Source organism: Microbacterium sp. MMO-10, from assembly GCF_037148715.1.
In the GTDB taxonomy this organism is placed as follows: Bacteria; Actinomycetota; Actinomycetes; order Actinomycetales; family Microbacteriaceae; genus Microbacterium.
In genome coordinates, this window is record NZ_JBBCSV010000004.1 from 454,654 (window position 1) to 477,462 (window position 22,809).

At 70.4% G+C, this 22,809-nt stretch carries 21 protein-coding genes; 14 read left to right on the plus strand and 7 right to left on the minus strand.

Annotated elements, in window-relative coordinates; all coding sequences use genetic code 11:
* The first annotated feature begins 198 nt into the window (after positions 1-198).
* Genes WFJ17_RS14795 through WFJ17_RS14805 form a run of 3 tightly spaced genes read left to right on the plus strand, consistent with a single transcriptional unit; the run spans position 199 to position 3,244 of the window.
* Positions 199-1,356 carry a histidinol-phosphate transaminase gene (locus tag WFJ17_RS14795; protein ID WP_336648818.1) on the plus strand — a complete coding sequence of 386 codons (1,158 nt, stop codon included), beginning with the start codon at positions 199-201 and terminating at the stop codon, positions 1,354-1,356.
* The gene (locus tag WFJ17_RS14800; protein ID WP_251446715.1) at positions 1,353-2,768 is read left to right on the plus strand and encodes an amino acid permease; all 1,416 of its coding nucleotides are present in this window, start codon (positions 1,353-1,355) and stop codon (positions 2,766-2,768) included. The genes WFJ17_RS14795 and WFJ17_RS14800 overlap by 4 nt, the downstream gene beginning before the upstream one ends.
* Before the next feature lie 2 nt (positions 2,769-2,770).
* On the plus strand, positions 2,771-3,244 hold the full coding sequence (locus WFJ17_RS14805; protein ID WP_251446718.1) for an Lrp/AsnC family transcriptional regulator: 474 nt from the start codon (positions 2,771-2,773) through the stop codon (positions 3,242-3,244).
* A 31-nt stretch (positions 3,245-3,275) separates the two neighbouring features.
* Here the strand turns inward: WFJ17_RS14805 and WFJ17_RS14810 are convergent, their stop codons facing one another.
* Genes WFJ17_RS14810 through WFJ17_RS14820 form a run of 3 tightly spaced genes read right to left on the minus strand, consistent with a single transcriptional unit; the run spans position 3,276 to position 6,034 of the window.
* Positions 3,276-3,494 (minus strand): hypothetical protein, encoded by a 219-nt coding sequence (locus WFJ17_RS14810; RefSeq protein WP_251446721.1) that lies wholly within the window; start codon positions 3,492-3,494, stop codon positions 3,276-3,278.
* A 4-nt stretch (positions 3,495-3,498) separates the two neighbouring features.
* Complete coding sequence (locus WFJ17_RS14815; RefSeq protein WP_336648819.1) at positions 3,499-4,461, minus strand: magnesium transporter CorA family protein; 963 nt, start codon at positions 4,459-4,461, stop codon at positions 3,499-3,501.
* A gap of 1 nt (position 4,462) precedes the next feature.
* Positions 4,463-6,034, minus strand: coding sequence for a dolichyl-phosphate-mannose--protein mannosyltransferase (locus tag WFJ17_RS14820; RefSeq protein WP_251446728.1), 1,572 nt, complete (start codon positions 6,032-6,034; stop codon positions 4,463-4,465).
* A 23-nt stretch (positions 6,035-6,057) separates the two neighbouring features.
* Between WFJ17_RS14820 and rsmI the strand changes: the two genes are divergently transcribed.
* Positions 6,058-6,879, plus strand: a complete 822-nt coding sequence (gene rsmI, locus WFJ17_RS14825; protein WP_251446732.1) for a 16S rRNA (cytidine(1402)-2'-O)-methyltransferase — start codon at positions 6,058-6,060, stop codon at positions 6,877-6,879.
* A gap of 271 nt (positions 6,880-7,150) precedes the next feature.
* On the opposite strand, the gene WFJ17_RS14830 is transcribed toward rsmI, so the two are convergent.
* Together WFJ17_RS14830 and WFJ17_RS14835 are read right to left on the minus strand one after the other, a co-directional pair.
* Positions 7,151-8,155, minus strand: a complete 1,005-nt coding sequence (locus WFJ17_RS14830) for a CU044_5270 family protein (RefSeq protein ID WP_336648820.1) — start codon at positions 8,153-8,155, stop codon at positions 7,151-7,153.
* Positions 8,121-8,687: an RNA polymerase sigma factor gene (locus tag WFJ17_RS14835; protein ID WP_251446738.1), complete on the minus strand. Its 567-nt coding sequence runs from the start codon at positions 8,685-8,687 to the stop codon at positions 8,121-8,123. Before WFJ17_RS14835 ends, WFJ17_RS14830 begins: the two co-directional genes overlap by 35 nt.
* Before the next feature lie 117 nt (positions 8,688-8,804).
* Between WFJ17_RS14835 and WFJ17_RS14840 the strand changes: the two genes are divergently transcribed.
* From WFJ17_RS14840 to WFJ17_RS14850, 3 genes are all read left to right on the plus strand, one after another.
* Positions 8,805-9,419 carry a class I SAM-dependent methyltransferase gene (locus WFJ17_RS14840; RefSeq protein WP_336648821.1) on the plus strand — a complete coding sequence of 205 codons (615 nt, stop codon included), beginning with the start codon at positions 8,805-8,807 and terminating at the stop codon, positions 9,417-9,419.
* A gap of 260 nt (positions 9,420-9,679) precedes the next feature.
* Positions 9,680-11,257 carry a methionine--tRNA ligase gene (metG, locus tag WFJ17_RS14845; protein WP_336648822.1) on the plus strand — a complete coding sequence of 526 codons (1,578 nt, stop codon included), beginning with the start codon at positions 9,680-9,682 and terminating at the stop codon, positions 11,255-11,257.
* A 4-nt stretch (positions 11,258-11,261) separates the two neighbouring features.
* Complete coding sequence (locus tag WFJ17_RS14850; protein WP_251446747.1) at positions 11,262-12,146, plus strand: TatD family hydrolase; 885 nt, start codon at positions 11,262-11,264, stop codon at positions 12,144-12,146.
* Here the strand turns inward: WFJ17_RS14850 and WFJ17_RS14855 are convergent.
* A complete protein-coding gene (locus WFJ17_RS14855) occupies positions 12,128-13,438 on the minus strand; it encodes an MFS transporter (RefSeq protein ID WP_251446750.1) in 1,311 nt (436 codons plus the stop codon). The genes WFJ17_RS14850 and WFJ17_RS14855 overlap by 19 nt on opposite strands.
* Before the next feature lie 36 nt (positions 13,439-13,474).
* Here WFJ17_RS14855 and rsmA point away from each other — a divergent pair, with 36 nt between their 5' ends.
* Positions 13,475-14,323, plus strand: a complete 849-nt coding sequence (gene rsmA, locus WFJ17_RS14860; RefSeq protein ID WP_251446753.1) for a 16S rRNA (adenine(1518)-N(6)/adenine(1519)-N(6))-dimethyltransferase RsmA — start codon at positions 13,475-13,477, stop codon at positions 14,321-14,323.
* Between the two features lie 158 nt (positions 14,324-14,481).
* Here the strand turns inward: rsmA and WFJ17_RS14865 are convergent, their stop codons facing one another.
* Positions 14,482-15,147: a DUF998 domain-containing protein gene (locus WFJ17_RS14865; protein WP_251446756.1), complete on the minus strand. Its 666-nt coding sequence runs from the start codon at positions 15,145-15,147 to the stop codon at positions 14,482-14,484.
* A gap of 228 nt (positions 15,148-15,375) precedes the next feature.
* Here WFJ17_RS14865 and mgrA point away from each other — a divergent pair, with 228 nt between their 5' ends.
* From mgrA to WFJ17_RS14895, 6 genes are all read left to right on the plus strand, one after another.
* Positions 15,376-16,443, plus strand: a complete 1,068-nt coding sequence (gene mgrA, locus WFJ17_RS14870) for an L-glyceraldehyde 3-phosphate reductase (protein WP_336648823.1) — start codon at positions 15,376-15,378, stop codon at positions 16,441-16,443.
* Between the two features lie 4 nt (positions 16,444-16,447).
* The gene (locus tag WFJ17_RS14875; protein ID WP_251446758.1) at positions 16,448-17,434 is read left to right on the plus strand and encodes a 4-(cytidine 5'-diphospho)-2-C-methyl-D-erythritol kinase; all 987 of its coding nucleotides are present in this window, start codon (positions 16,448-16,450) and stop codon (positions 17,432-17,434) included.
* A gap of 109 nt (positions 17,435-17,543) precedes the next feature.
* Positions 17,544-18,557, plus strand: coding sequence for a LacI family DNA-binding transcriptional regulator (locus tag WFJ17_RS14880; protein ID WP_251446761.1), 1,014 nt, complete (start codon positions 17,544-17,546; stop codon positions 18,555-18,557).
* Between the two features lie 164 nt (positions 18,558-18,721).
* Entirely contained in the window at positions 18,722-20,242 is a 1,521-nt protein-coding gene (mmsA, locus tag WFJ17_RS14885; protein ID WP_285814422.1) for a multiple monosaccharide ABC transporter ATP-binding protein, read from the plus strand.
* Positions 20,239-21,561, plus strand: a complete 1,323-nt coding sequence (mmsB, locus tag WFJ17_RS14890) for a multiple monosaccharide ABC transporter permease (protein WP_251446764.1) — start codon at positions 20,239-20,241, stop codon at positions 21,559-21,561. Before mmsA ends, mmsB begins: the two co-directional genes overlap by 4 nt.
* Positions 21,562-21,637: 76 nt before the next feature.
* A complete protein-coding gene (locus WFJ17_RS14895; protein WP_251446768.1) occupies positions 21,638-22,753 on the plus strand; it encodes a substrate-binding domain-containing protein in 1,116 nt (371 codons plus the stop codon).
* The last annotated feature ends 56 nt before the right edge of the window (positions 22,754-22,809 follow it).

Here is a 22,809-nt window from a genome sequence, read left to right on the forward strand (position 1 = left end):
TTGCTGTACATTCTGACCAGGGTTGAGCGGTAGAAGGGCGACAGGCTGTGCGACATGCGCAGGCTCAGCTGTCCCGTTTGTCCAGCGATCGTCGCCCTGGATACAGTGGCCGGACCCCCGGCGACGTCGCCGCTCCGGCCCTGCCGCCCGACGCGCCGCCCTCCGGCCCGAACGAACCGCAGCAAGGACGCCACGACGATGCCCCTCCCTGTCACCCCGCCCGCCGAGACCCCGCCCACCAATCCGCGGCTCGACGCCGTTCCGGCCTACAAGCAGGGACGCTCCGCCCCGGCCGGCGCCTCGAAGCTCTCCTCGAACGAGTCCCCGCACCCGCCGCTGCCCTCCGTGGTCTCGGCGGTCGCCGACCGGCTCGGATCCCTCCACCGCTATCCGCAGATGGCGGCGCCCGAGATCATCGGCCGCCTCGCCGAGCGCTACCGGGTCGACCCCGCTCTCGTCACAGTCGGCGCCGGATCCGTCGAGCTGGCCTCCCAGCTCATCCACGCCGTGGCGGGCGAGGGCGATGAGGTCGTGTTCGCCTGGCGCTCCTTCGAGGCGTATCCGTCGCTCGTCCGCATCGCGGGTGCGACCCCGGTGATGGTCCCGCTGGACGCGGAGCACCGGCACGACCTCGACGCGATGCTCGCGGCGATCACCGACCGCACCCGCCTCGTCTTCGTCTGCAACCCGAACAACCCCACCGGCACGGTCGTGGGCCCGGAGGAGCTCGAGCGCTTCGTGGCGGCGGTGCCGCGCGACGTGCTCGTCGTGATCGACGAGGCCTATGTGCACTTCGACGGCTCGGCGTACTTCGCCGATGCCCCCGGGGCGACGGATCCGGAGCGCGGTGCGGGCCTCGAGCTGTTCCGCCGCCACCCGCACGTCGCCGTGCTGCACACGTTCTCCAAGGCCTACGGGCTTGCAGGCCTGCGGATCGGCTACGCGATCGCGCCCTCCGCGATCGCCGCCGCGCAGCGCAAGGTCGCCGTGCCCTTCGGCGTCACCGACCTGGCGCAGGCCGCCGCCGTCGCCTCGCTCGACGCGCAGGACGAGCTCGCGGTGCGCATCGCCGAGGTCACCGCCGAGCGCGACCGCCTGCACGACGTGCTCGTCGACGCGGGCTGGCCCGCGGTGCGCTCCGAGGCGAACTTCGTGTGGGTTCCGGCGGGGGAGCGCTCCGCCGAGCTCGACGGCCTCCTGCACGACGGCGGCGTCGTCGCCCGCACGTTCCCGGGCGAGGGAGTGCGCATCTCGGCCGGATCCGCCCAGGACGTCGACCGCGTCGCGGCGGCCCTCGCCGCCTCGACGGACCCCGCCCACCCCACCGCTGCCGTTCGCGAGGAGGCGACCGCATGACCACCGAAGTCCCGCTGACCACGACCACGACCAAGGGCCTGCATCCCGGGCTCACCCGTCGGCAGATCTCGATGATGGGCCTCGGCGGCGCGATCGGCGCCGGCCTCTTCGTCGGCTCCGGCCAGGCGATCGGCATCGCCGGCCCCGCCGTGATCGTCTCCTACCTCGTCGCGGGCACGATCGTCGTGCTCGTGATGGCGATGCTCGCCGAGATGGTCGCCGCCAACCCGTCCTCGGGCGCGTTCAGCTCCTACGCGCAGAAGGCGATGGGCCGCAGCGTCGGCAGCGCGGTCGGCTGGCTGTACTGGATCCAGCTCGTCGTCGTGATCGCCGCGGAGGCGACCGGGGCCGCCGGCATCGTCGCGCACCGCTTCCCCGGCCTGCCCGAGTGGGCGTGGGTGCTGCTCTTCGTCCTCGCGCTCACGATCGTGAACCTGCTCGGGGTGCGCAACTACGGCCGGTTCGAGTTCTGGTTCGCGGCGATCAAGGTCGCCGCGATCATCGCGTTCCTCGTCGTCGGCGTGCTCGCGATCGTCGGACTGATCCCCGGCACCCCCGCGACCGGCGTGGGGAACCTCGTCGACCAGGGCGGCTTCGCGCCCACCGGCATCGCCGGGATCGCGGGCGCCCTGCTCATCGTGGTCTTCGCATTCGGCGGCACCGAGGTGGTCGCGATCGCGGCAGCCGAGTCGGACGACCCCGCGCGCAACATCAGCCGCATCGTGCGCCAGGTGATGGTGCGGATCCTGGTGTTCTACGTCGGATCCATCTTCGTGATCGTCGCGGTGCTGCCGTGGAACTCGAAGGAGGTGCTCGCCGGTCCCTTCTCCGCCGTGCTGGACACCCTGAGGATCCCGGGCGTCGGTCTCGTGATGGACCTCATCGTGATCGTGGCGCTGCTGTCGGCCATGAACGCCAACATCTACGGCGCCTCCCGGATGGCGTTCTCGCTGGGCGAGCGCGGTCTCGCCCCGCTCGCGCTCACCCGGACGAGCCTCGCCGGGGTGCCCCGCGTCGCCGTGCTGGCCTCGGTCGCGTTCAGCTTCGTCACGGTGATCCTGAACTGGATCTGGCCCGAGCAGGTGCTTCCCACCCTGCTGAACGTGGTGGGATCCACCCTGCTGGTGATGTGGACGGCGACGGCGGTCACGCAGCTGATCCTGCGCCGCCGCGCCGACGCCGAGGGCACCCCGCTGCCCATGCGCATGTGGGGTTTCCCGTGGTTGTCGATCGTCACCATCGTGCTGCTGGGCGCCGTGATCGTGCTCACCATGTTCGACGCCGGCGCGCGCACGCAGCTGCTGCTCACGATCGGCCTCACCGTGGTGCTGCTCGTGGTGGCGCGCCTCACGCGCGGCCTCTCCCGTCCCGGAGTGCTCAAGGACTCCGCCGACGAGGTGTTCCGGAGCTGACGATGCGCATCGATGCCCTCGACGCGGCCCTCATCCGGCTGCTCACCGACTCGCCGCAGCTACCCGTGCTGGAGTGCGCGCGGCGGCTCGGCGTGGCGCGCGGCACCGTCACCAGCCGGCTCGCCCGGCTGCACGAGAACGGCGTGATCGAGGGCATCGTGCCGCGCATCGACCCGCGCGGCTTCGGATACGCCCTGACGGCGTTCTGTCAGGTCGAGATCGACCAGAAGGTCGGGCACGACGACGTCGCGGAGGCTCTGGCGTCGGCGATCCCCGAGGTCGTGGACATGTACACCGTCACCGGGGCGAGCGACATGCAGCTGCGCCTGGTGGCGCACAGCGCGGAGCAGCTGCAGGAGGTGCTGGACCGCATCGCGCTGGTGCCCGGGGTGGCCCGCACCGCCAGCTCGATCGCGATGCGCACGCACCTCAGCGGACGGGTGCTGCCGCTCGTGGAGCACGCCGCCCGCGGCTGACGCGGCGCGGGCCGCAGGGGCGGGATCCGGCTCAGCCGCTGTTGCGCGGATGACGCCGCGCGGCCCGCTCGTTGCCGCGCCGGTAGTTCCCCGTGACCCGGGCCATGAGCAGCTGGGGGTCCTGCGTCTGCACCTGGTCGAGGAACTCGGCGGCGCGACGGCCGCGCAGCGTGGTCGCGACCGCGCCGCGGTGCGTGATGACGACGTCCTCGCCGCGCACGGCGTAGGTGAAGCCCGAAGGTGCCGGCATCGTCCTACTCGTCGTTCCCGGTCCAGCCCTTGCGGCGGAACCACCACCACATGATCGCCCCCGAGATCACCATGGATCCGATGCCGAGCAGGAAGAAGGACCACGGACCGGACAGCACGTGGGCGATCGACCAGTCGAAGTTCATCCCGAAGAAGCCGGTGAGGAAGCTCAGCGGCAGGAAGATCGATGCGATGATCGCGAGCTGCTTCGAGGTCTCGCCCTGACGGTTCGCGACCATCGAGAGGTAGAGGTCGGTGCAGCCGGCGACCATGTCGTGGTAGCCGTCGAGCTCATCGGTGATGCGGATGAGGTGGTCGTAGATGTCGCGGAAGTAGTCGTGGCTGTCGGCCTCCAGACCCGCGAGATCCGTGATCACCTCGACCTGCCGGGCGAACAGGTCGCGCATCGGCACCACGGCGCGGCGCAGGGTGAGCAGCAGGCGCTTGAGGCCGAAGGTCTGCTGCAGCTCCTTGCGGCCGCCGCTCGCGACGATCGCGTCCTCGAGGGCGTTGATCTCCTCGTCCAGGTCGCTGAGCACGGGGAAGTAGCTGTCCACGATCACGTCGATGATCTTGTAGACGTAGTACCGCTCGGTCTTCGGACTGGTCGAGTTCTGCAGCAGGGTCCGCACCTGGCTCAGGTCGGTGAACCGGCCGCCGTGCACCGTGATGAAGTAGTCGCCGGTGAGGTGGCAGTGCACCTCTTCCAGCGGATGGTCGTTCTCGTCCTCCGGGTGCGCGGCGATCGCGGCCTGCAGCACGAGCAGCGCCCCGTCGCCGTACACGTCCAGCTTGGGCCGCTGCCCCATCCTCTGGGTGTCCTCGATGGACAGCGGATGCCAGCCCAGCGCCGTCCCGATCCGCTGGATCTCCTCGGCGGAGGGCGCGATCAGATCCAGCCAGAAGAACTCGTCCTGCGCGCGCAACTGCGCGATGAGCTCCTCGTCGAACGTGTCCAGGATGCGCATGTCAGATCCAGGTGATCATCCAGTTGTGGGCCTGCCAGAACCACCACGGCACCGGCAGCCCGATCCACAGCGGATACCAGAAGGCGCTGACGAGCAGGATCAGCACCACGATCACCAGGACGGTGCGCTGACCGGCCTGCCGGCGATGGCGAGGAGCGCTGCGTCGTCCGGCGATGTCGCGCAGCGCGAGCACCAGGGCGAGGATCAGGAACGGCGCCATCACCACCGTGTAGAACTGGAAGATCGTGCGCTCGGGGAACGCCAGCCACGGCAGGTACGTGGCGGCGAGCCCGACCAGCGGGATCGCGTAGCTCCAGGGCATCGGGGAGCGCAGCACGAGGCCGCGCACGAAGCGCACCAGCAGGTAGACCGCGGCGGCGACGCCGAGGTACCAGATGAGCGGGTTCGGGATCGACGTGATCGTGCCGATGCAGTGATCGGTGCCGAAGCAGGGGGCGTCCTGGCCGCCGACCCAGAACGCGGTGGGGCGGATGAGCAGCGGCCACTGCCACGCCGGGCTGGCGTACGGGTGCGAGGAGGTGAGCCCCACATGGAACGCCAGGATGTCCGAGTGGTACTTGAGCCAGGAGGCGAGCGCGCCGTCCGCCGCGTTGCGGTCGTAGCCGCCCGAGGTCAGGAACCATCCGCTCCAGGACGCGAGGTAGGTGGCGGCGGCCACCGGCACGAGCAGCAGGAAGCTCACCGGCCCCTGGCGCAGCACGGCATCGGTCGGCCACAGGGCGACGCCCGCGCGGCGTCGCGCCAGCGCGTCGGTGACGACGAGATAGATCCCCGCGGCGGCGAGGACGTAGGCGCCCGACCACTTCACGCTGGTCGCGGCGCCGAGCGCGAGTCCGGCCAGGACGACCCAGGGGCGGCCCCAGAACACCCGGCCCCACAGCGTCGGCGCGTCGCCGCGCTCGTGCGAGGTCCGGTCCTCCAGGCGGGGCATCACCCGCTGCCGGTCGTACACGAGGAAGAGGATCCCGAGCACGATGAAGAACGTCAGGATCCCGTCCAGCAGGCCGATCCGGCTCAGCACGATGCCGAGCCCGTCGACGGCCAGCAGGAGTCCGGCCAGGGTGGCCGCGACGACGGAGCGGGTCAGCGCCTTGGCGAGCAGGTACACGACGAGCACCGTCAGCGTGCCGATGATCGCCGTGGAGATGCGCCAGCCGAAGCTGGATCCGGGGCCGAAGGCGGCGATGCCCAGCGCGATCAGCCACTTGCCGAGCGGCGGGTGCACCACGAAGGAGCCCGCGGTCTGCAGGGCGCTCGTGTCGCCGGACGCGAACAGCTCGTTCGCCTTGTCGCCCCAGGTGCCCTCGTAGCCCTGCACCCACAGCGACCAGGCGTCCTTGACGTAGTACGTCTCGTCGAAGACGATCGCGTGCGGATGCCCGATCCCCGTGATCCGCAGCACCGCGGCGAGCAGCGTGACGAGGGCCGGGGCGAGCCAGCTCACCAGCCGCAGCCTCGCCGGATCCCCGAGCCACGCGTCGCGCAGACGCTCCCAGCCGGTGGGACGGTCGTCGTGCCGTTCCTCGAGGGGCGGCAGCAGGGGCGCGGTCACCCGCTCAGCCTATGCTGGGGCGGGTGATCATCCTCGCGGCCACTCCGATCGGAAATCTCGGCGACGCGTCCCGCCGCCTGGTCGAGGTGCTGGAGGGCGCCACGATCATCGCCGCGGAGGACACCCGCACCACGCAGCGGCTGCTGCAGGCCCTCGGCATCGCGAACCGGCCGAGGCTCATCGCGCTGCACGACCACAACGAGAAGGCCAAGGCCGCGGAGCTCGCCGAGCTCGCCGCCTCCGAGGACATCGTGGTGCTCAGCGATGCGGGCATGCCGACCGTGAGCGACCCCGGGTACGGGCTGGTCGCCGCGGCCGCCGCGCGGGGCGTCACCGTCACCGCGATCCCGGGGCCGAGCGCGGTCGTGACGGCCCTCGCCGTGTCGGGGCTGCCCACCGACCGGTTCACGTTCGAGGGGTTCCTGCCGCGCAAGCCGGGGGAGCGCCGCTCCGCACTCGCGGCGCTCGCGACCGAGCCCCGCACGATGGTGTTCTTCGAGTCGCCGTCGCGCCTGGCCGCGACCCTGGACGACATGGCGACGGCGTTCGGCGCGGACCGCCGCGCCGCCGTGTGCCGCGAGCTCACGAAGCTGTTCGAAGAGGTGCGTCGCGGCGGTGCGGCCGAGCTGGCCGCCTGGGCGGCCGAGGGCGTGAAGGGCGAGATCGTCGTCGTCGTGGAGGGCGCGGCGCCCCGCGTCGTCTCGCCGGAGGACGCGCTGTCCCAGGTGCAGGCGCTGGTGGCCTCGGGGGTGCGGCTGAAGGACGCCTGCGCCGAGGTCGCCGCCGCCACGGGACTCGGATCCCGCGATCTGTACCAGGCGGCGCTCGCCGCCCGCAGCGCCTGACCCCTCCGGCGCCGTGCCTCCGGCGCCGGCCGCGCGCCCGCTGCGCCGTCGAGCGCACGCCGTGCCGTCGAGCGCACGGGTCTTCCGCGCGGAGTTCCCGTGCACTCGACAGGATCCGGTGCCTTCGAGGAGCACCGGATCCTGTCGTCGCGTCACTGCCGCGGGTCGGGGACGGCGGGATCGGCGGGCGGTCGGAAGATCGGCGGCACAGGCACGCTGATCGTCGGCGGCAGCGTCAGCGCGGAGGGGGTGAGTGCGGGTCGCATCGCCGTCACCCGTTCTCGTCGCGCGCGGGCGTGGTCGCCGGCGGTGCGGTGTCGACGACCGTGACGGACATCGCGGTCAGGACCGTCTGCTCCTCGCCCGCCGCCACCGCGCCCGCGGGGAAGAACCGGCGTTCTCCGATGACCTGGCCCGTGCCGGGGTCGATGATGATCTCCTGGCGCTCGCCCGAGCGCTGCGGCTCGTCACGCCCGATCGCCACGCCGACCCGCCCGTCGAGGTTCGCCACGCCGTCGGTCGACGTGGTGCCCGGGATCAGCGCGAGCGCCTCGAAGAGACGCGCGCGCACGGGAGCCGGCACCGGGTAGGTGCGCAGCAGATCCGTGATCCGCACGAAGTCGTCCTCGTCCCGGCTCGCCGAGCCGCCCTGGTACTGCGCGTCGAAGTAGGCGAGGGTCTCGGCGCCGGATCCGATCGGGATCGCGTTCAGGTCCTGCGAGGCCCAGGGGCTGCCGTAGAACCGGCCCTCCGGGGCGTGGATCGTCTCAGCGACGAACGCGCCGTCTCCCGTCTGGCCGTGCTCCCAGTCCCGGTACAGCGCCCATTCGGCGCTCGGATCGGAGGGGATGTAGACGTCCACGTTCTGGATGTTCGACGGCAGCCTCGTGACCGTCTGGTCGGACGTGCCCTGGTAGCTGGCCCAGTCGGAGCGGGTGTGGAACTTCAGATACTGCCCCGGTCCCGCCTCGGGATCGCTGTAGGTGATCGCTTCGGCGGCGGCCTGGCGCAGCACGATCGCCGCGGCGCTCGCCGATTGCGGATGCGGCGGGGCGAGCACGCCGCCCACGACGACGGCCGCGGCGACGGCGGCCGCGGCGGTGAGGCCGACGGCGGCCCAGCGCACCGGGTGCCGGCGGCGCGGCGCGCGGGATGCGGAGGTCTTCTCGGCCGCGCGCATCGCGGTCTCGAGCTTCCGGTACGCAGGAGCGAGCCGGGCCGCGTCGGGCTCGGCGACGTCGTCACGCAGTCTGCGGAGCAAGGTCAGGTCGTCCATTTTCACCCTCCTCAGGTGTGGAGCGGAGCAGGCGCCGGGCGCGGTTGAGTCTCGACTTCACCGTGCCGACGGGGATGTGCAGGGCCTCGGCGATCTCGTCGTACGAGAGCTCGGCCCAGGCGAACAGCAGCAGGCAGTCGCGGTCCCCGGCGGAGAGCCGGCGGATCCGCCCGGCGAGACGTCCGACCGCGAGCTGCGCGTCCAGCGCCTCGTCCGGGTGGTGCGTCGTCACCGGCGATGGCGCGCTGCGCTCCATCGCCTTCAGCACCCGCGCGGTGGCGATGCGATGGCGGTGGATGAGGTTCGTCGCGATGCCGAACAGCCAGGGTCGGGCATCCTCCCGTGCGGGATCGAACCGGGCGCGGCGCTGGAACGCGATCAGGAAGGTCTCGCTCGTGACGTCGTCGGCGACGGCGTCACCGGCCCGTCGGGCCGCGTAGCGATGCACTGCTCCTGCGTAGCGGTGGAAGATCTCGCCGAAGGCCGACGGATCCGTCACCGACCTCGCGATCACCGTGTTGTCGTTGTTCACATCCTGTATTCCTCGGAGGAGTCGTTCGTGTTCACGATTCTTCCGGGTGGGGCCTCCTCGGCGTCCTCGACGGCGCGGCGCGGGCCGTGGATCCGCGTCGAAGGGAAGGCTGGGGGGATGCGGGACGAGCAGGTGGCGGCGGCCTACGACGCGCGGGCGGCCGAGTACATCGCGCTGATCGGGAGCATCGAGCAGTTGGAGGACGCCGATGTGGCGCTCATCGCGCGCTGGCGGGACGAGACCCCCGGACAGCTCCTCGACGCCGGCTGCGGGCCGGGCCTGTGGACCGCGTTCCTCGCGGAGAGCGGACGGGACGTGATCGGGGCGGACGTCTCCGTCGAGTTCCTCGCCGCGGCGCGTGCCGCGCATCCCGGCCTGCGTTTCGAGGCGGCGTCGATCCGCGACCTGCCGTACCCCGACGGCGCCTTCGGAGGGATCCTCGCCTGGTACTCGCTGATCCACGCGGAGCCCGAGGAGCTGCCGGGGATGCTCGCCGAACTGGCGCGGGTGACCGCCCCCGGAGGCCGGATCCTCATCGGCTTCTTCGACGGCGCACCGGGCGAGGAGTTCGCCCACGCCGTCGCACCCGCCCGCTACTGGTCGGCGCCGGCCCTTGCCGCGCTGCTCGGCGACGCGGGGCTCGACGTCGTGCACGCCGAACGACGGGAGCGAGAGCCGGGCGCCGCGGGCAGCGTCCGACCGCACGGGGCCGTGATCGCCGAACGCCGTTGAAGACGGGTCGAGACAGGGTCCGGGCCCCTGGCAGGGGGTTCCGCTGCGCGGAGGGGCGTGCGCGCCGCTCGGAGATGTGCGATTGCTTCGGACGAAACGGGTGATTCCGTCCGATCGAAGCGCACATCTCCGCGCGAGGCGCCCGCCGGGCTCGGACCGGATCCGCGGATCCCGTCCGAAGATCGCGTCCTTCTCCGAGCGAAGCGTCCGCCGTCGTCATCGTCGGAACCGCGCCCCGCATCCCGCCTAGAATCGAACGCATGCCCGCAGGCGAGTCCTTCTACATCACCACGCCGATCTACTACCCCTCCGACGTGCCCCACATCGGGCACGGCTACACCAGCGTCGCCGTGGACACCCTCGCGCGCTGGCACCGCCAGTCGGGTGACGACACCTGGATGCTCACCGGCACCGACGAGCACGGCCAGAAGATGCTGCGTGCGGCGGCCGCGAACGGCGTGACCCCGCAGGAGTGGGTGGACAAGCTCGTCAGCGAGAGCTGGTTCCCGCTGCTGAAGACCCTCGACGTCGCCAACGACGACTTCATCCGCACCACCCAGGAGCGGCACGAGACCAACGTGCAGGTGTTCTTCCAGAAGCTCTACGACGCGGGCTACATCTACGCGGGCGAGTACGAGGCGCTGTACTGCGTGGGCTGCGAGGAGTTCAAGCCCGAGTCCGAGATCGTCGACGGCACCGGTCCCTTCGAGGGCCTCAAGGTCTGCGCGATCCACTCCAAGCCGCTCGAGCTGCTGCAGGAGAAGAACTACTTCTTCAAGCTCAGCGAGTTCCAGGACCGCCTGCTCGAGCTCTACAAGACCGAGCCCGACTTCGTGCGCCCCGACTCGGCGCGCAACGAGGTCGTCTCCTTCGTCTCGCAGGGACTCAAGGACCTCTCCATCTCGCGCTCCACGTTCGACTGGGGTATCCCGCTGCCGTGGGACACCTCGCACGTCATCTACGTGTGGGTCGACGCGCTCCTCAACTACGCGACCGCCGTCGGCTACGGCTCCGACGAGGAGACCTTCGCGCGCCGCTGGCCGGCGTACCACGTGGTGGGCAAGGACATCCTGCGCTTCCACGCGGTGATCTGGCCGGCGATGCTCATGGCGGCGGGCCTCGAGGTGCCCAAGGGCGTGTTCGCGCACGGCTGGCTGCTCGTGGGCGGCGAGAAGATGTCGAAGTCGAAGCTCACCGGCATCGCGCCGACCGAGATCACCGACGTCTTCGGATCCGACGCCTACCGGTTCTACTTCCTCTCCGCGATCGCGTTCGGGCAGGACGGATCCTTCTCCTGGGAGGACCTCTCCGCCCGCTACCAGGCCGAGCTCGCGAACGGGTTCGGCAACCTCGCCTCGCGCACGATCGCGATGATCGAGCGCTACTTCGACGGCGTCGTGCCGGCGGCGGGGGAGTACACCCCGCAGGATCTCGCGGTGCAGGAGCTCGTGGCGAAGGCCGCGGTCGACGCGGACGCCGCCGTCGAGCGGTTCCGCATCGACGAGGCGATCGCCGATGTGTGGACGATCGTCGACGCGCTCAACGGCTACATCACCGAGAACGAGCCGTGGGCGCTCGCCAAGGACGAGGAGCAGCGCGACCGCCTCGGGACCGTGCTGTACACCTGCGCCGAGGGGCTGCGTGCGCTCGCGGTCCTGCTGTCGCCGGTGATGCCGCAGTCGACCGCGAAGCTCTGGGACGCCCTGGGTGCGGAGGGCGGCCTCGGCGCGCTCACCGCGCAGCCGCTGCGCGACGCCGGGCGCTGGGGGCAGCTGCCGGCGGGGATCCGCGTGCAGGCGCTCGCACCGCTCTTCCCGCGCATCGAGGCCAAGGCCTGACCGCATGAGCGAGACCCCGGACACCTATGTGCGCGAGCGGGCGACCGAGGGGCGCAAGGACCTGCGCTACCCCGAGGCGCCCGAGCCGCTCGCGGTGCCGGTGTACGACAACCACTGCCACCTCGAGATCGCCGACGGCGACGTGGGCCTGTCGCTCACCGAGCAGCTGGACCGGGCTGAGGCCGTCGGGATCGCCGGCGTCGTGCAGGCCTCCGGCGACATCGAGTCGTCGCGCTGGGCCGTCGATGCCGCCGAGTCGGATCCGCGCGTGCTCGCCGCCGTCGCGATCCACCCGAACGACGCTCCCGCCTACGCCGACGCCGGACGTCTGGACGAGGCGCTCGCGGTGATCGACGGTCTCGCCGCCCGCCCGCGCACCCGGGCGATCGGCGAGACCGGGCTGGACTACTTCCGCACCGAGGAGCCGGGGCGCGCCGCCCAGCACGCCTCGTTCGAGGCGCACATCGCGCTCGCGAAGAAGCACGGGATCGCGATGCAGATCCACGACCGCGACGCCCACGACGACGTGCTGGAGACCCTGGGCCGCGTCGGCGCCCCGGAGCGCACGGTGTTCCACTGCTTCTCGGGCGACGAGGCGATGGCGCGGGTCTGCGCCGATGCCGGGTACTACCTCTCCTTCGCCGGGAACGTGACGTTCAAGAACGCGCAGAACCTGCGCGACGCGCTCGCCGTCACGCCGCGTGAGCGGATCCTCGTCGAGACCGATGCGCCGTTCCTGACGCCGGTGCCGCTGCGGGGGCGCCCGAACGCGCCTTACCTGATCCCGATCACGCTGCGCTTCCTGGCTGCCGAACTCGGCGTCGACGTCGACGAGCTCGCCGCGCAGATCGCCGCGAACACGCTCGAGGTCTACGGCTCGTTCGCCTGAACCTCGTCGAGCACGGGACGCGCGGAGACGATCTGCGAGATCGGCCGCCAGACGAACAGCAGGGTGAGCGCCGCTCCGGCGAAGGCGAACCACCACGGCGCGGTGAGCCCCCACGCCTGCGCGAGCACCCCGCCGAGCGCCTGGCCGATGACCATCCCGCCGAACACCCCGACGGAGTTCACCGACGACACCCGGCCCTGCAGCTCATGCGGCACGAGCCGCTGCCGCACCGTGGTCGAGATCGTGCCCCAGACGAACGCGTAGAAGCCGAACACGAACATGATGATCAGGGCGATCCAGCCCTGGGTGGTCAGGGCGAACGCGAGGTGCATGACGACCTCGAGCGAGAGGCAGACGCGCATCATGGTGGCGAACGACACGTGCCGCTCCAGCCAGCCGAAGCTCATCGTCGCGAGCAGTCCGCCGGCGGCCGACGCGGTCGTGAGCATGCCGTAGCCGATCGCCCCCATGCGCAGATGCTCGGTCGCGTAGAGCACGAGCACGCCCCAGGGTGCCGCCCAGGTCACGTTGAACAGCAGGATGATCACCACGAGCATCCGCACCGGAGGGTTCCGCCACAGCCAGCGCAGGCCCTCGGCGATGCGATGCACTGAGCTCGTCGAAGTGTCGGTGTGCACCTTCGCGGGGCGCGGATCCGCAGCGGCCGTCGTCGAGCCGCCCGCGTCGCGCGGAGGCACCGAAGTCCGCGCGATCCGGGAGATCAGCACGACCGCCAGGCTCACGCACACGGCCTCGAGCAGGAACGGCCAGGCGTGGCCCGCGGCGAACAGGAACGCGCCGAGCGGAGGACCGGCGAACTGGTTCGCGACGAGGAACCCCGCCTGCAGGCGGGCGTTGCCGAGCCCGAGGTCCACCGGCTTCAGGAGCATCGGCAGCAGTGTGGATCCCGCGGTGTCGACGAACACCTCCGCGGTGCCGTAGAGGAACGCGGAGGCCAGCACGATCCAGATGTTCGCCATGCCGGTCACGAGGAACGCGCACAGCGCGAGCAGCACGAGCGCGCGCGCACCGTTCGCCACCATGACCAGCCGGCGGCGGTCGAAGCGGTCGGCGATCGCGCCCGCGTGCAGGCCGAACACCAGCCAGGGCAGGAACTGCAGGATCGCCCCGGCCGCCACGAGGATCGGCGAGGAGGTCATCGACGCGATCAGCAGGGGAGCGGCGGCCAGCGCCACGCCGTCGCCGACGTTGCTGGTCCAGCTCGAGGCGAGCAGCCAGCGGAAGTCGGTGCCCAGGCGGCGCGGCGCGACGACTTCACCGATCCAGGACATCCGAGAAGACTATCGACGGTAGGGGACAATGGTCAGATGACCGTCTCCCTGCTCGGCGCCGCCGATATCCGCCGGCTCGCCGCCGAACTCGATGTGACGCCCACCAAGAAGCTCGGCCAGAACTTCGTCGTCGATGCGAACACCGTGCGCAAGATCGTCCAGGCCGCCGCCGTGCAGCCGTCGGAGCGGGTCGTGGAGATCGGCCCGGGTCTCGGATCGCTGACCCTGGCGATCCTCGAGACGGGCGCGAGCGTCACCGCGGTGGAGATCGACCACCGCCTCGCCGCGCGCCTGCCGCAGACCGCGCGCGACCGCGGCGTGCCGGAGGGGGCGCTGACCGTCGTGGACGCCGACGCGATGCGGGTGACGGAGCTGCCGGGCGAGCCGGCCGTGCTCGTCGCGAACCTGCCCTACAACGTCTCGGTGCCGGTGCTGCTGCACTTCCTCGAGACCTTCCCCTACCTCCAGCGCGGCGTCGTCATGGTGCAGGCCGAGGTCGCGGAGCGGCTGGCGGCGAAGCCCGGCTCCAAGATCTACGGAGCCCCGAGCGTCAAGGCCGCCTGGTACGGGCCGTGGAAGCTCAGCGGCACGGTGTCGCGACAGGTGTTCTGGCCGGTGCCGAACGTCGACAGCCTGCTCGTCGGGTTCCATCGGGATCCGCAGCCGCGCGGATCCGACCAGGAGCGTCTGCGCACGTTCGCGATCGTGGACGCCGCGTTCAACCAGCGGCGCAAGATGCTGCGTCAGGCGCTGTCCGGGATCTTCGGCAGTTCCGCCGAGGCCTCCGCCGTGCTCGAATCGGCCGGCGTCGCGCCGACGGCGCGGGGTGAGGATCTCACCGTGGACGACTATCACCGCATCGCGCGGGTCGCGCCGAAGGACTGAGCGGATCGAGCCCGGATCCGTTTCCCCCGAAGTTGTTCCCTCTCGGGTTTCGGGTTCCCGAGAGGGCACATTCACTTCACTTGGAGGTACCTTCACGTCGACCGAGTCCCCAGATCCCGGTCGACTTCCTCAGCTGAGGTCTCGACAATAACACCGGATCACCTTGTCCCCCAAATGGGGGACAAGGACAAATGCTGAGAGTTTGCCGTGAATGGGCGCGGCGCGGCGGGGCGCGGGCGCCGTACCCGCGTCTCGAGGGTGTGCAGCCAGGCGATCACGGAGCCGAAGGCGAGCGCCTCGAACACCGTGAGCGTGATGACCCCGGCGACCAGGGCCGTCATGCCGACGGCGAGCACGATCGTCGCTCCGACGGCGAGGCGGTCGAGCGTGCGGGACGCCCCGCGCAGGTGCAGGCGATGCATGAGGAGCAGCCCCGCGGAGGAGGCGAGGGCGCCGTTGGCGGCGCGCTCATGCGCGAACACGTTGTAGGAGAGCGGCAGGACGCCGACGAGCGCGAGGCTGAGGCCGAGCCCGACGATGAGCAGCGGCACGACCGTCGAAACAGCCGCATTCGCGCCGATTCCCGCGAGGGATCCGCTCTTGAGGCCGCGACGGACCGGCACGGCGGCGAGGGCGATCACCGCACCCGCGAGCACCATCCCGAGGTTGAAGTACGCGCTGGAGTCGTCCTGCATCGCTCCGAGCCTGCTGAAGCAGGAGAGCCACCACCGGGGGTCGGCGGTGGTCAGCGCGGCTGCGGGAATGCATACGCAGAGCACTCCCGCGGCCAGGAGCACGAGGGGGGTACGCCGAGGCCAGTGCATGACGGATCCTGTCGCCGCACGCTCGGGCGAATGCACTTTTCGGGTGGAGATCCGCACTGGGGGCGAGCGTGATCGGACGCGGATCGGGCTCGGTCCGCGGTTGGCCGATCATCCTAGCGAGTCTGCGAGATATCGGCGAGCGCCGCCCAGGGCCCCGGCCCGCCCGAACCGCGGAAAGAGAGCCGGGGAATCGGGTGCGACGAGGCGCAGCGCCGCTAACCTGGGACGGTGACCGAGCCGCGCTTCCGCCCAGACGTCCTCGACATCCATCGCCCCCACACCGCCGCCGCGGACCGCTATGAGGGGGCCCATTTCCGGCAGGTCGGGTCGTCCGGCCTCTTCCTGCCGGCGATCTCGCTCGGGCTGTGGTGGAACTTCGGCGACAACATCCCGATGGACGGTCAGCGCGCCCTCCTGCGGCACGCGTTCGACCGGGGGATCACGCACTTCGACCTGGCGAACAACTACGGCCCGCCGTACGGCTCCGCGGAGAAGAACTTCGGGCGGATCTTCGCCGAGGACCTGCGGCCCTACCGCGACGAACTGATCATCTCGTCGAAGGCGGGCTGGGACATGTGGCCGGGGCCGTACGGAGACCTCGGCAGCCGCAAGTACATCCTGGCCAGCGCCGAGCAGTCGCTGACCCGGATGGGGCTGGACTACGTCGACATCTTCTATTCGCACCGGGTGGATCCGGAGACGCCCATCGAGGAGACCATCGGCGCGCTGGACACTCTCGTCCGGCAGGGCAAGGCGCTGTACGTCGGCATCTCGTCCTACAGCGCGGAGCGCACGGAGGCCGCGGCGGACATCGCCCGCGAGCTCGGCACGCCCCTCGTGATCCATCAGCCCTCGTACTCGATCCTGAACCGCTGGGTGGAGGACGGTCTCACCGAGACGCTCCGCGAGGAGGGGATGGGGGCGATCGCGTTCACACCGCTCGCGCAGGGGCTGCTCACCGGCAAGTACCTCGACGACGGCACCGCCGAGCGCGCCCAGAAGCGCGGCTCCCTGCCGGACCGCCCGCTCAGCGACGAGGGCCTCGGGGTCCTGCGTGCGCTGAACGACCTCGCCCGGGAGCGCGGACAGAGTCTCGCCCAGCTGGCCCTGCAGTGGGTGCTGCGCGACGGCGTCGTGGCCTCGGCGCTCATCGGCGCCTCGCGGCCCGCGCAGCTCGACGAGAACCTCGGGGCGCTCGACGCGCCCGAGCTCACGGCCGAGGAGCTCGCGCGCATCGATCGGGTGGCCGGCGCGGGTCTCGATGTGAACCTGTGGTCGGTCTCCTCGGAGCTCTGAGGCGATGAGCATCGCGGAGGAGGCGCCGGACGACCAGCCCGTGCGCCGGGTGCACGTGCGGGCTCCGGGGAAGGTCAACCTCTTCCTCGGCGTGGGAGACCTCGACGACGACGGCTATCACGAGCTGTCCACGGTCTTCCAGGCGGTGTCCCTCTACGAGGACGTCATCGCGACGCCCGCCGACGACTTCACGATCAGCGTGTCGGGCGTCGCGGATCCGTCCACGGTCCCGCTCGACGACCGCAACCTCGCGATGCGCGCGGCGAAGCTCCTCGCCGCGGCCACGGGGTACGCGGGGGGAGCGCACCTGGACGTGCGCAAGAGCGTGCCGGTCGCCGGGGGGATGGGCGGCGGATCCGCGGATGCCGCGGCCGCCCTCGTCGCCTGCAACGAGCTGTGGCGCACGGGGCTCGACCACGGTCGCCTGCAGGAGCTCGGGGCCAGGCTCGGCGCCGATGTGCCCTTCTCGCTCCTGGGCGGCACCGCCGTCGGCTCGGGGCGCGGCGATGTGCTGACCCCCGCGCTCTCCCGTGGCCGGTACCAGTGGGTGCTGCTCCTCGACGACGAGGGGCTGTCCACTCCCGCGGTGTACCGGGCTTTCGACCTGGTGATGGCGGAGGACCGGCAGAGCGATGCGGAGCGCCACGCCGAGCGGCGCCGGCTGGACCCCGTGCAGGTGCCTCCGTCCTTCTTCGAGTCGCTCCTCTCGGGGGAGGCGTTCGAGCTCGGGCAGAGCCTGCGCAACCAGCTGGAGGCGGGATCCTTCCGGCTGCGCCCGCAATTGGAGGAGACCATCGACAGGGTGATCGGCGGAGGCGGCGGGCCGGTCGTCGGCGGGATCGTGTCGGGGTCCGGTCCGACCCTCGCGTTCCTCTGCGAGACGGCCGAGGGGGCGGACGCCACCGCCGAGATGCTCCGCGGCTGGGGGCGCACGGCGCTGCGGGCGCACGGGCCGGTGCGCGGCGCGCACGTCGTCTCGATCGAGTCCTGAGCCGATCCTCCGTCTCGCGCCGGGCGGATCGGGTCCGTGCGTGCGCGTCGGCGGCTTGGCCTCCATAATGGACTCATCCATGTGACCGTGCACATCGAGGAGGCTCTGCATGTCGACCTCCTCCGAGCGTGCCCGGATGCCCAGCATCCGCGACGTGGCACGCCTGGCCGGGGTCTCGCACCAGACCGTCTCGCGGGTGCTCAACGACCACCCCAGCATCCGGCCGGAGACGAAGGAGCGGGTGCTCGACGCGATCCGCGTGCTGGACTACCGGCCGAACGTGGCGGCGCGCGCGCTCGCCACGAGCCGGTCGAACATCCTGGGCGTGCTCTCGGCGACCACCGGCGAGTTCGGCCCGACGTCCTCGATCGCGGCGATCGAGGACGCGGCGCGGGCCGAGGGCTACTCGGTCAGCACGCTCAACCTGCCCGACACCACCCCGGAGGCGATCGGCGCCGCGGTGCGGCAGCTCGTCGGCGAGTCCGTCGACGGCATCGTGGTGCTCGCGCCGCAGGTGCGGGTGTTCAACGTGCTGCGGGGGATGGCGGTGACGGTGCCGTTCGTCAGCCTGCAGACCGCCTCCGGCTCGGACGGCTTCAGCCATTCCGCGGATCAGCTCGCCGGCGCGCGCATGATCACCGAGTACCTCATCCGGCTCGGGCACAGCGACATCCTGCACCTGGCGGGTCCGCAGGACTGGATCGAGGCCGAGTCGCGCATGCGCGGGTACCTGGATGCGATGCGCGACGCCGATCTGCCCACCATCCCGCCCATCCGCGGCGACTGGACCGCCGACTTCGGCTACTTCGCCGGTCAGGAGCTCGCGCGGCGCCGTGACTTCACCGCCGTGTTCGCCGCCAACGACCTGATGGCGATCGGCCTGATGCACGGCTTCCGCGACGCGGGGCTGCGGGTGCCGATCGATGTGAGCGTCGTGGGCTTCGACGACATCCCGGTGGCGGCGCACGTCGCGCCGCCGCTGACGACCGTGCACCAGGACTTCGCCGAGCTCGGCCGGCGGGCGGTGCGGATCCTGCTGGCGCAGCTGCGCGGGGACGCGGCGCCGGAGTTCGGGCCGGTCGTGCCGGTGCTGTGCGGACGCGAGTCCGCCGCGTCACGGTAAGGACACGAAATCGGCGTCGGCACTTGACACTGCCGAAGCGCGCAAGGCACCATGTAACCCGATGTGAACGGTAACATTGACCGGAACATCATCGGACCTGGTATCGAAGGAGATCCGTGAGCGAGACGACGGCGTTGCCCACCGTGGCGGGACCGATCCTCGAGATGCGCAGCATCACGAAGGAGTTCCCGGGCGTGAAAGCCCTCTCCGATGTGTCCATCACCGTCCGCACCGGCGAGGTGCACGCCATCTGCGGCGAGAACGGCGCGGGCAAGTCGACCCTGATGAAGGTGCTGTCCGGGGTCTACCCCTACGGCACGTACGACGGCGAGATCCTGCTCTACGGGCAGGAGCAGCGCTTCCGAGACATCGCCGCGAGCGAACATGCCGGAATCGTGATCATCCACCAGGAGCTCGCGCTGATCCCCGAGCTCTCGATCACCGAGAACATCTTCCTCGGCAATGAGATCCGCCGCGGCGCCCGCATCGACTGGACCGCGCAGAAGCAGCGCACGGTCGAGCTCCTCGCCCGCGTCGGCCTCAAGGAGGATCCCGACGTCGCGATCAAGCACCTCGGCGTCGGCAAGCAGCAGCTCATCGAGATCGCCAAGGCGCTCAACAAGGACGTCAAGCTGCTGATCCTCGACGAGCCCACCGCGGCGCTCAACGAGAACGACTCGCAGCACCTGCTCGACCTGATCCTCGGCCTCAAGGCCAAGGGGATCACGTCGATCATCATCAGCCACAAGCTCAACGAGATCGAGCAGATCGCCGACGAGATCACGATCATCCGCGACGGCCGCACGGTCGAGACGCTCGACGTCGGACGCGGCGAGATCAACGAGGACCGCATCATCCGCGGCATGGTCGGCCGCTCGCTGGAGAGCCGCTACCCCGACCGCACCCCCGAGATCGGCGAGGTGTTCTTCGAGGTCAAGGACTGGTGGGTGCGCCACCCCTCGGTCTCCGAGCGCATGGTCGTGAAGGGTTCCAGCATCGAGGTGCGCCGCGGGGAGGTCGTCGGCATCGCCGGCCTCATGGGGGCAGGGCGCACCGAGTTCGCGATGAGCATCTTCGGCCGCTCCTACGGGCAGTTCCTCTCCGGCACGATCGTCAAGGACGGCCAGGAGATCGCGCTGCCCGACGTGCGCAGCGCGATCCGGCACGGTCTCGCCTACGTGAGCGAGGACCGCAAGGTGCTCGGCCTCAACCTGCTGGACACCATCAAGCGCTCGATCGTCTCGGCGAAGCTCTCCAAGATCTCCCGCAACGGCGTCGTCAACGACATCGAGGAGGCGCAGGTGGCCGAGCGGTACCGGAAGTCCCTGCGCATCAAGACGCCGACGGTCGACCAGGGCGTGGGCACGCTCTCGGGCGGGAACCAGCAGAAGGTCGTGCTGGCCAAGTGGATGTTCACGGATCCGGATCTGCTGATCCTGGACGAGCCGACCCGCGGCATCGACGTCGGCGCCAAGTACGAGATCTACGGCATCATCAACGAGCTCGCGGCGCAGGGCAAGGGCGTCATCGTGATCTCCAGCGAGCTGCCCGAGCTGCTCGGCATGTCCGACCGCATCTACACCGTGTTCGAGGGACGCGTCACCGACTGCCTCCCCGCATCCGAAGCAACCCCGGAGGCGCTCATGCGCAGCATGACCTCCCTTACTCAGAAGGCGTCCGCATGAGCACCACGACCACGCCCGCACCGCAGGTACCCGCGCCCGAGCCGGGCTTCCGCTTCCGCGATCTCGGCAAGATGATGGGCGGCGGCCAGTCCACCGGACGTCAGTTCGGCATCCTCGGATCACTGATCGTCATCATCCTGATCTTCCAGGTCTGGACCGGAGGTCTGACGCTGTCGTCGGGCAACCTGATCAACGTCGTCAGCCAGTACTCCTACATCCTGATCCTGGCCATCGGCATGGTGATGGTCATCATCATGGGCCACATCGATCTCTCGGTCGGCTCGGTGGCCGCGTTCGTCGGCATCGTCGTGGCCCAGTCCATGGCGAACTGGCACTTCCCGTGGTGGGCGGCGATCCTGCTCGGCCTCGCCCTCGGCGCGCTCGTCGGCGCCTGGCAGGGCTTCTGGGTCGCGTTCGTGCGGGTGCCCGCGTTCATCGTCACCCTCGCCGGCATGCTGTTCTTCCGAGGCGCCAACCAGGCGGTCGGGCAGTCGACGTCGGTGGCGGTTCCGGCCGACTTCCAGTTCATCGGCGCGGGCTACCTTCCCGAGCTCGCCGTGCCGCTCAACTTCAACGTGCTGACGATGCTGCTCGCGGTCCTGGCCGCGGCATGGGTCGTGTTCTTCGAGTTCCGCATGCGCGCCTCGCAGCGCAAGGCCGGCACCGAGAGCGCCCCGCTCTGGGTGAGCGTGGTGAAGATCGTGGTCCTCGCCGCGATCATCCTCGCGGCCGGCTGGCTGTTCGCCAACGGACGGCCGGGCACGAGCTTCCCGATCTCGGGGCTCATCCTGCTGGTGCTCGTCATCGTCTACACCTTCGTCACCAACAACACCGTCTTCGGCCGCCACATCTACGCGGTCGGCGGCAACCGCCAGGCGGCTCGCCTCAGCGGCGTGAAGGACCGGTGGACCGACTTCTTCGTCATGATGAACATGTCGGTGCTCGCCTCGGTCGCGGCGATGATCTACGTCGCCCGCGCCACGGCCTCCGGTCCTCAGGACGGCAACGGCTGGGAGCTCGACGCGATCGCGGCCGTGTTCATCGGCGGCGCGGCCGTCTCCGGCGGCATCGGCACCGTGATCGGCTCGATCATCGGTGGCCTGGTCATGGCCTTCCTCAACAACGGCATGGCGCTGCTCGGCGCGGGCGCCGACACGGTCGCGATGGTGAAGGGACTCGTGCTGCTCGGGGCCGTCGCCGTCGACGTCTGGAACAAGCAGCAGGGCCGGCCGTCCATCACCGGATTCATCACCCGACGGTTCTCCCGCGCGGAGGAGCCGTTCCCCACCACCGCTGGCGGCACTGCGAGCGGAAAGTAAGAAGAGGTCCGGGCCGCTCGCGCGGCGCGATCCTGCATTCACCTGAGATGCAACACCAAGAGAGAAAGAGATCCCAATGAAGAAGATCCTCCTTTCGGCGACAGCGCTCGTCGTCGCGGGTGCCTTCGCCCTGACCGGCTGCTCGTCCGAGCGTGGCGGAACCCCCGCCGCGAGCGGCGACAGCACGGCCAAGGGCTTCGCAGCCGACGCGAAGATCGGTGTCGCCCTGCCGGACAAGACCAGTGAGAACTGGGTGCTGGCGGGCAAGCTGTTCACCGACGGGCTGACCAAGGCGGGCTTCAAGCCCGACGTGCAGTACGCGCCGGCCAGCAACACGGTCGCCGAGCAGCAGAACCAGATCCAGGCGATGGTCACCGGTGGTGCGAAGGTCATCATCATCGGCGCCAAGGACGGCAAGCAGCTGTCCACCCAGGTCAAGGCGGCGCACGACGCCGGCGCGACCGTCATCGCCTACGACCGCCTGATCGAGAACACCGACGCGGTCGACTACTACGTCGCGTTCGACAACTTCAAGGTCGGCCAGCTGCAGGGCCAGGCCCTGCTCGACGGTCTCGCCAAGCGCGCGGGCCACCCGGCGCCGTACAACATCGAGCTGTTCTCCGGATCCGCGGACGACGCGAACTCGGCGGTCTTCTTCAAGGGCGCCATGGACGTGCTCGAGCCGAAGATCAAGGACGGCACGCTCAAGGTGGTCTCCGGCCAGACCGAGATCACCCAGACGGCGACCGACGGCTGGAAGGCCGAGAACGCGCAGCGCCGCATGGACGCCCTGCTCACGGCGAACTACAGCTCCGCCACGATCGACGGCGTGCTGAGCCCGAACGACACCCTGGCCCGCGCCATCATCACCTCGGTGCAGCAGGCCGGCAAGCCGGTTCCGGTCGTCACCGGCCAGGACTCCGAGGTCGAGTCCGTCAAGTCGATCATGGAGGGCGTGCAGTACTCCACGATCAACAAGGACACCACGCTGCTCGTCGCCCAGGCGATCAAGATGACCGAGCAGCTGCAGAAGGGCGAGAAGGTCGACGTCAACGACACCAAGTCGTACAACAACGGCGTCAAGGTCGTCCCGTCCTACCTGCTCGCTCCGGTCATCGTGACCAAGGAGAACGCGGCGGAGGCGTACGCCAACGTCCCGAACCTCCTCGAGATCGTCAAGTCGTACAAGTAACACCCATATCGCGAAGGGCCGCGCGGACAGCACCGCGCGGCCCTTCGTCGTACCCG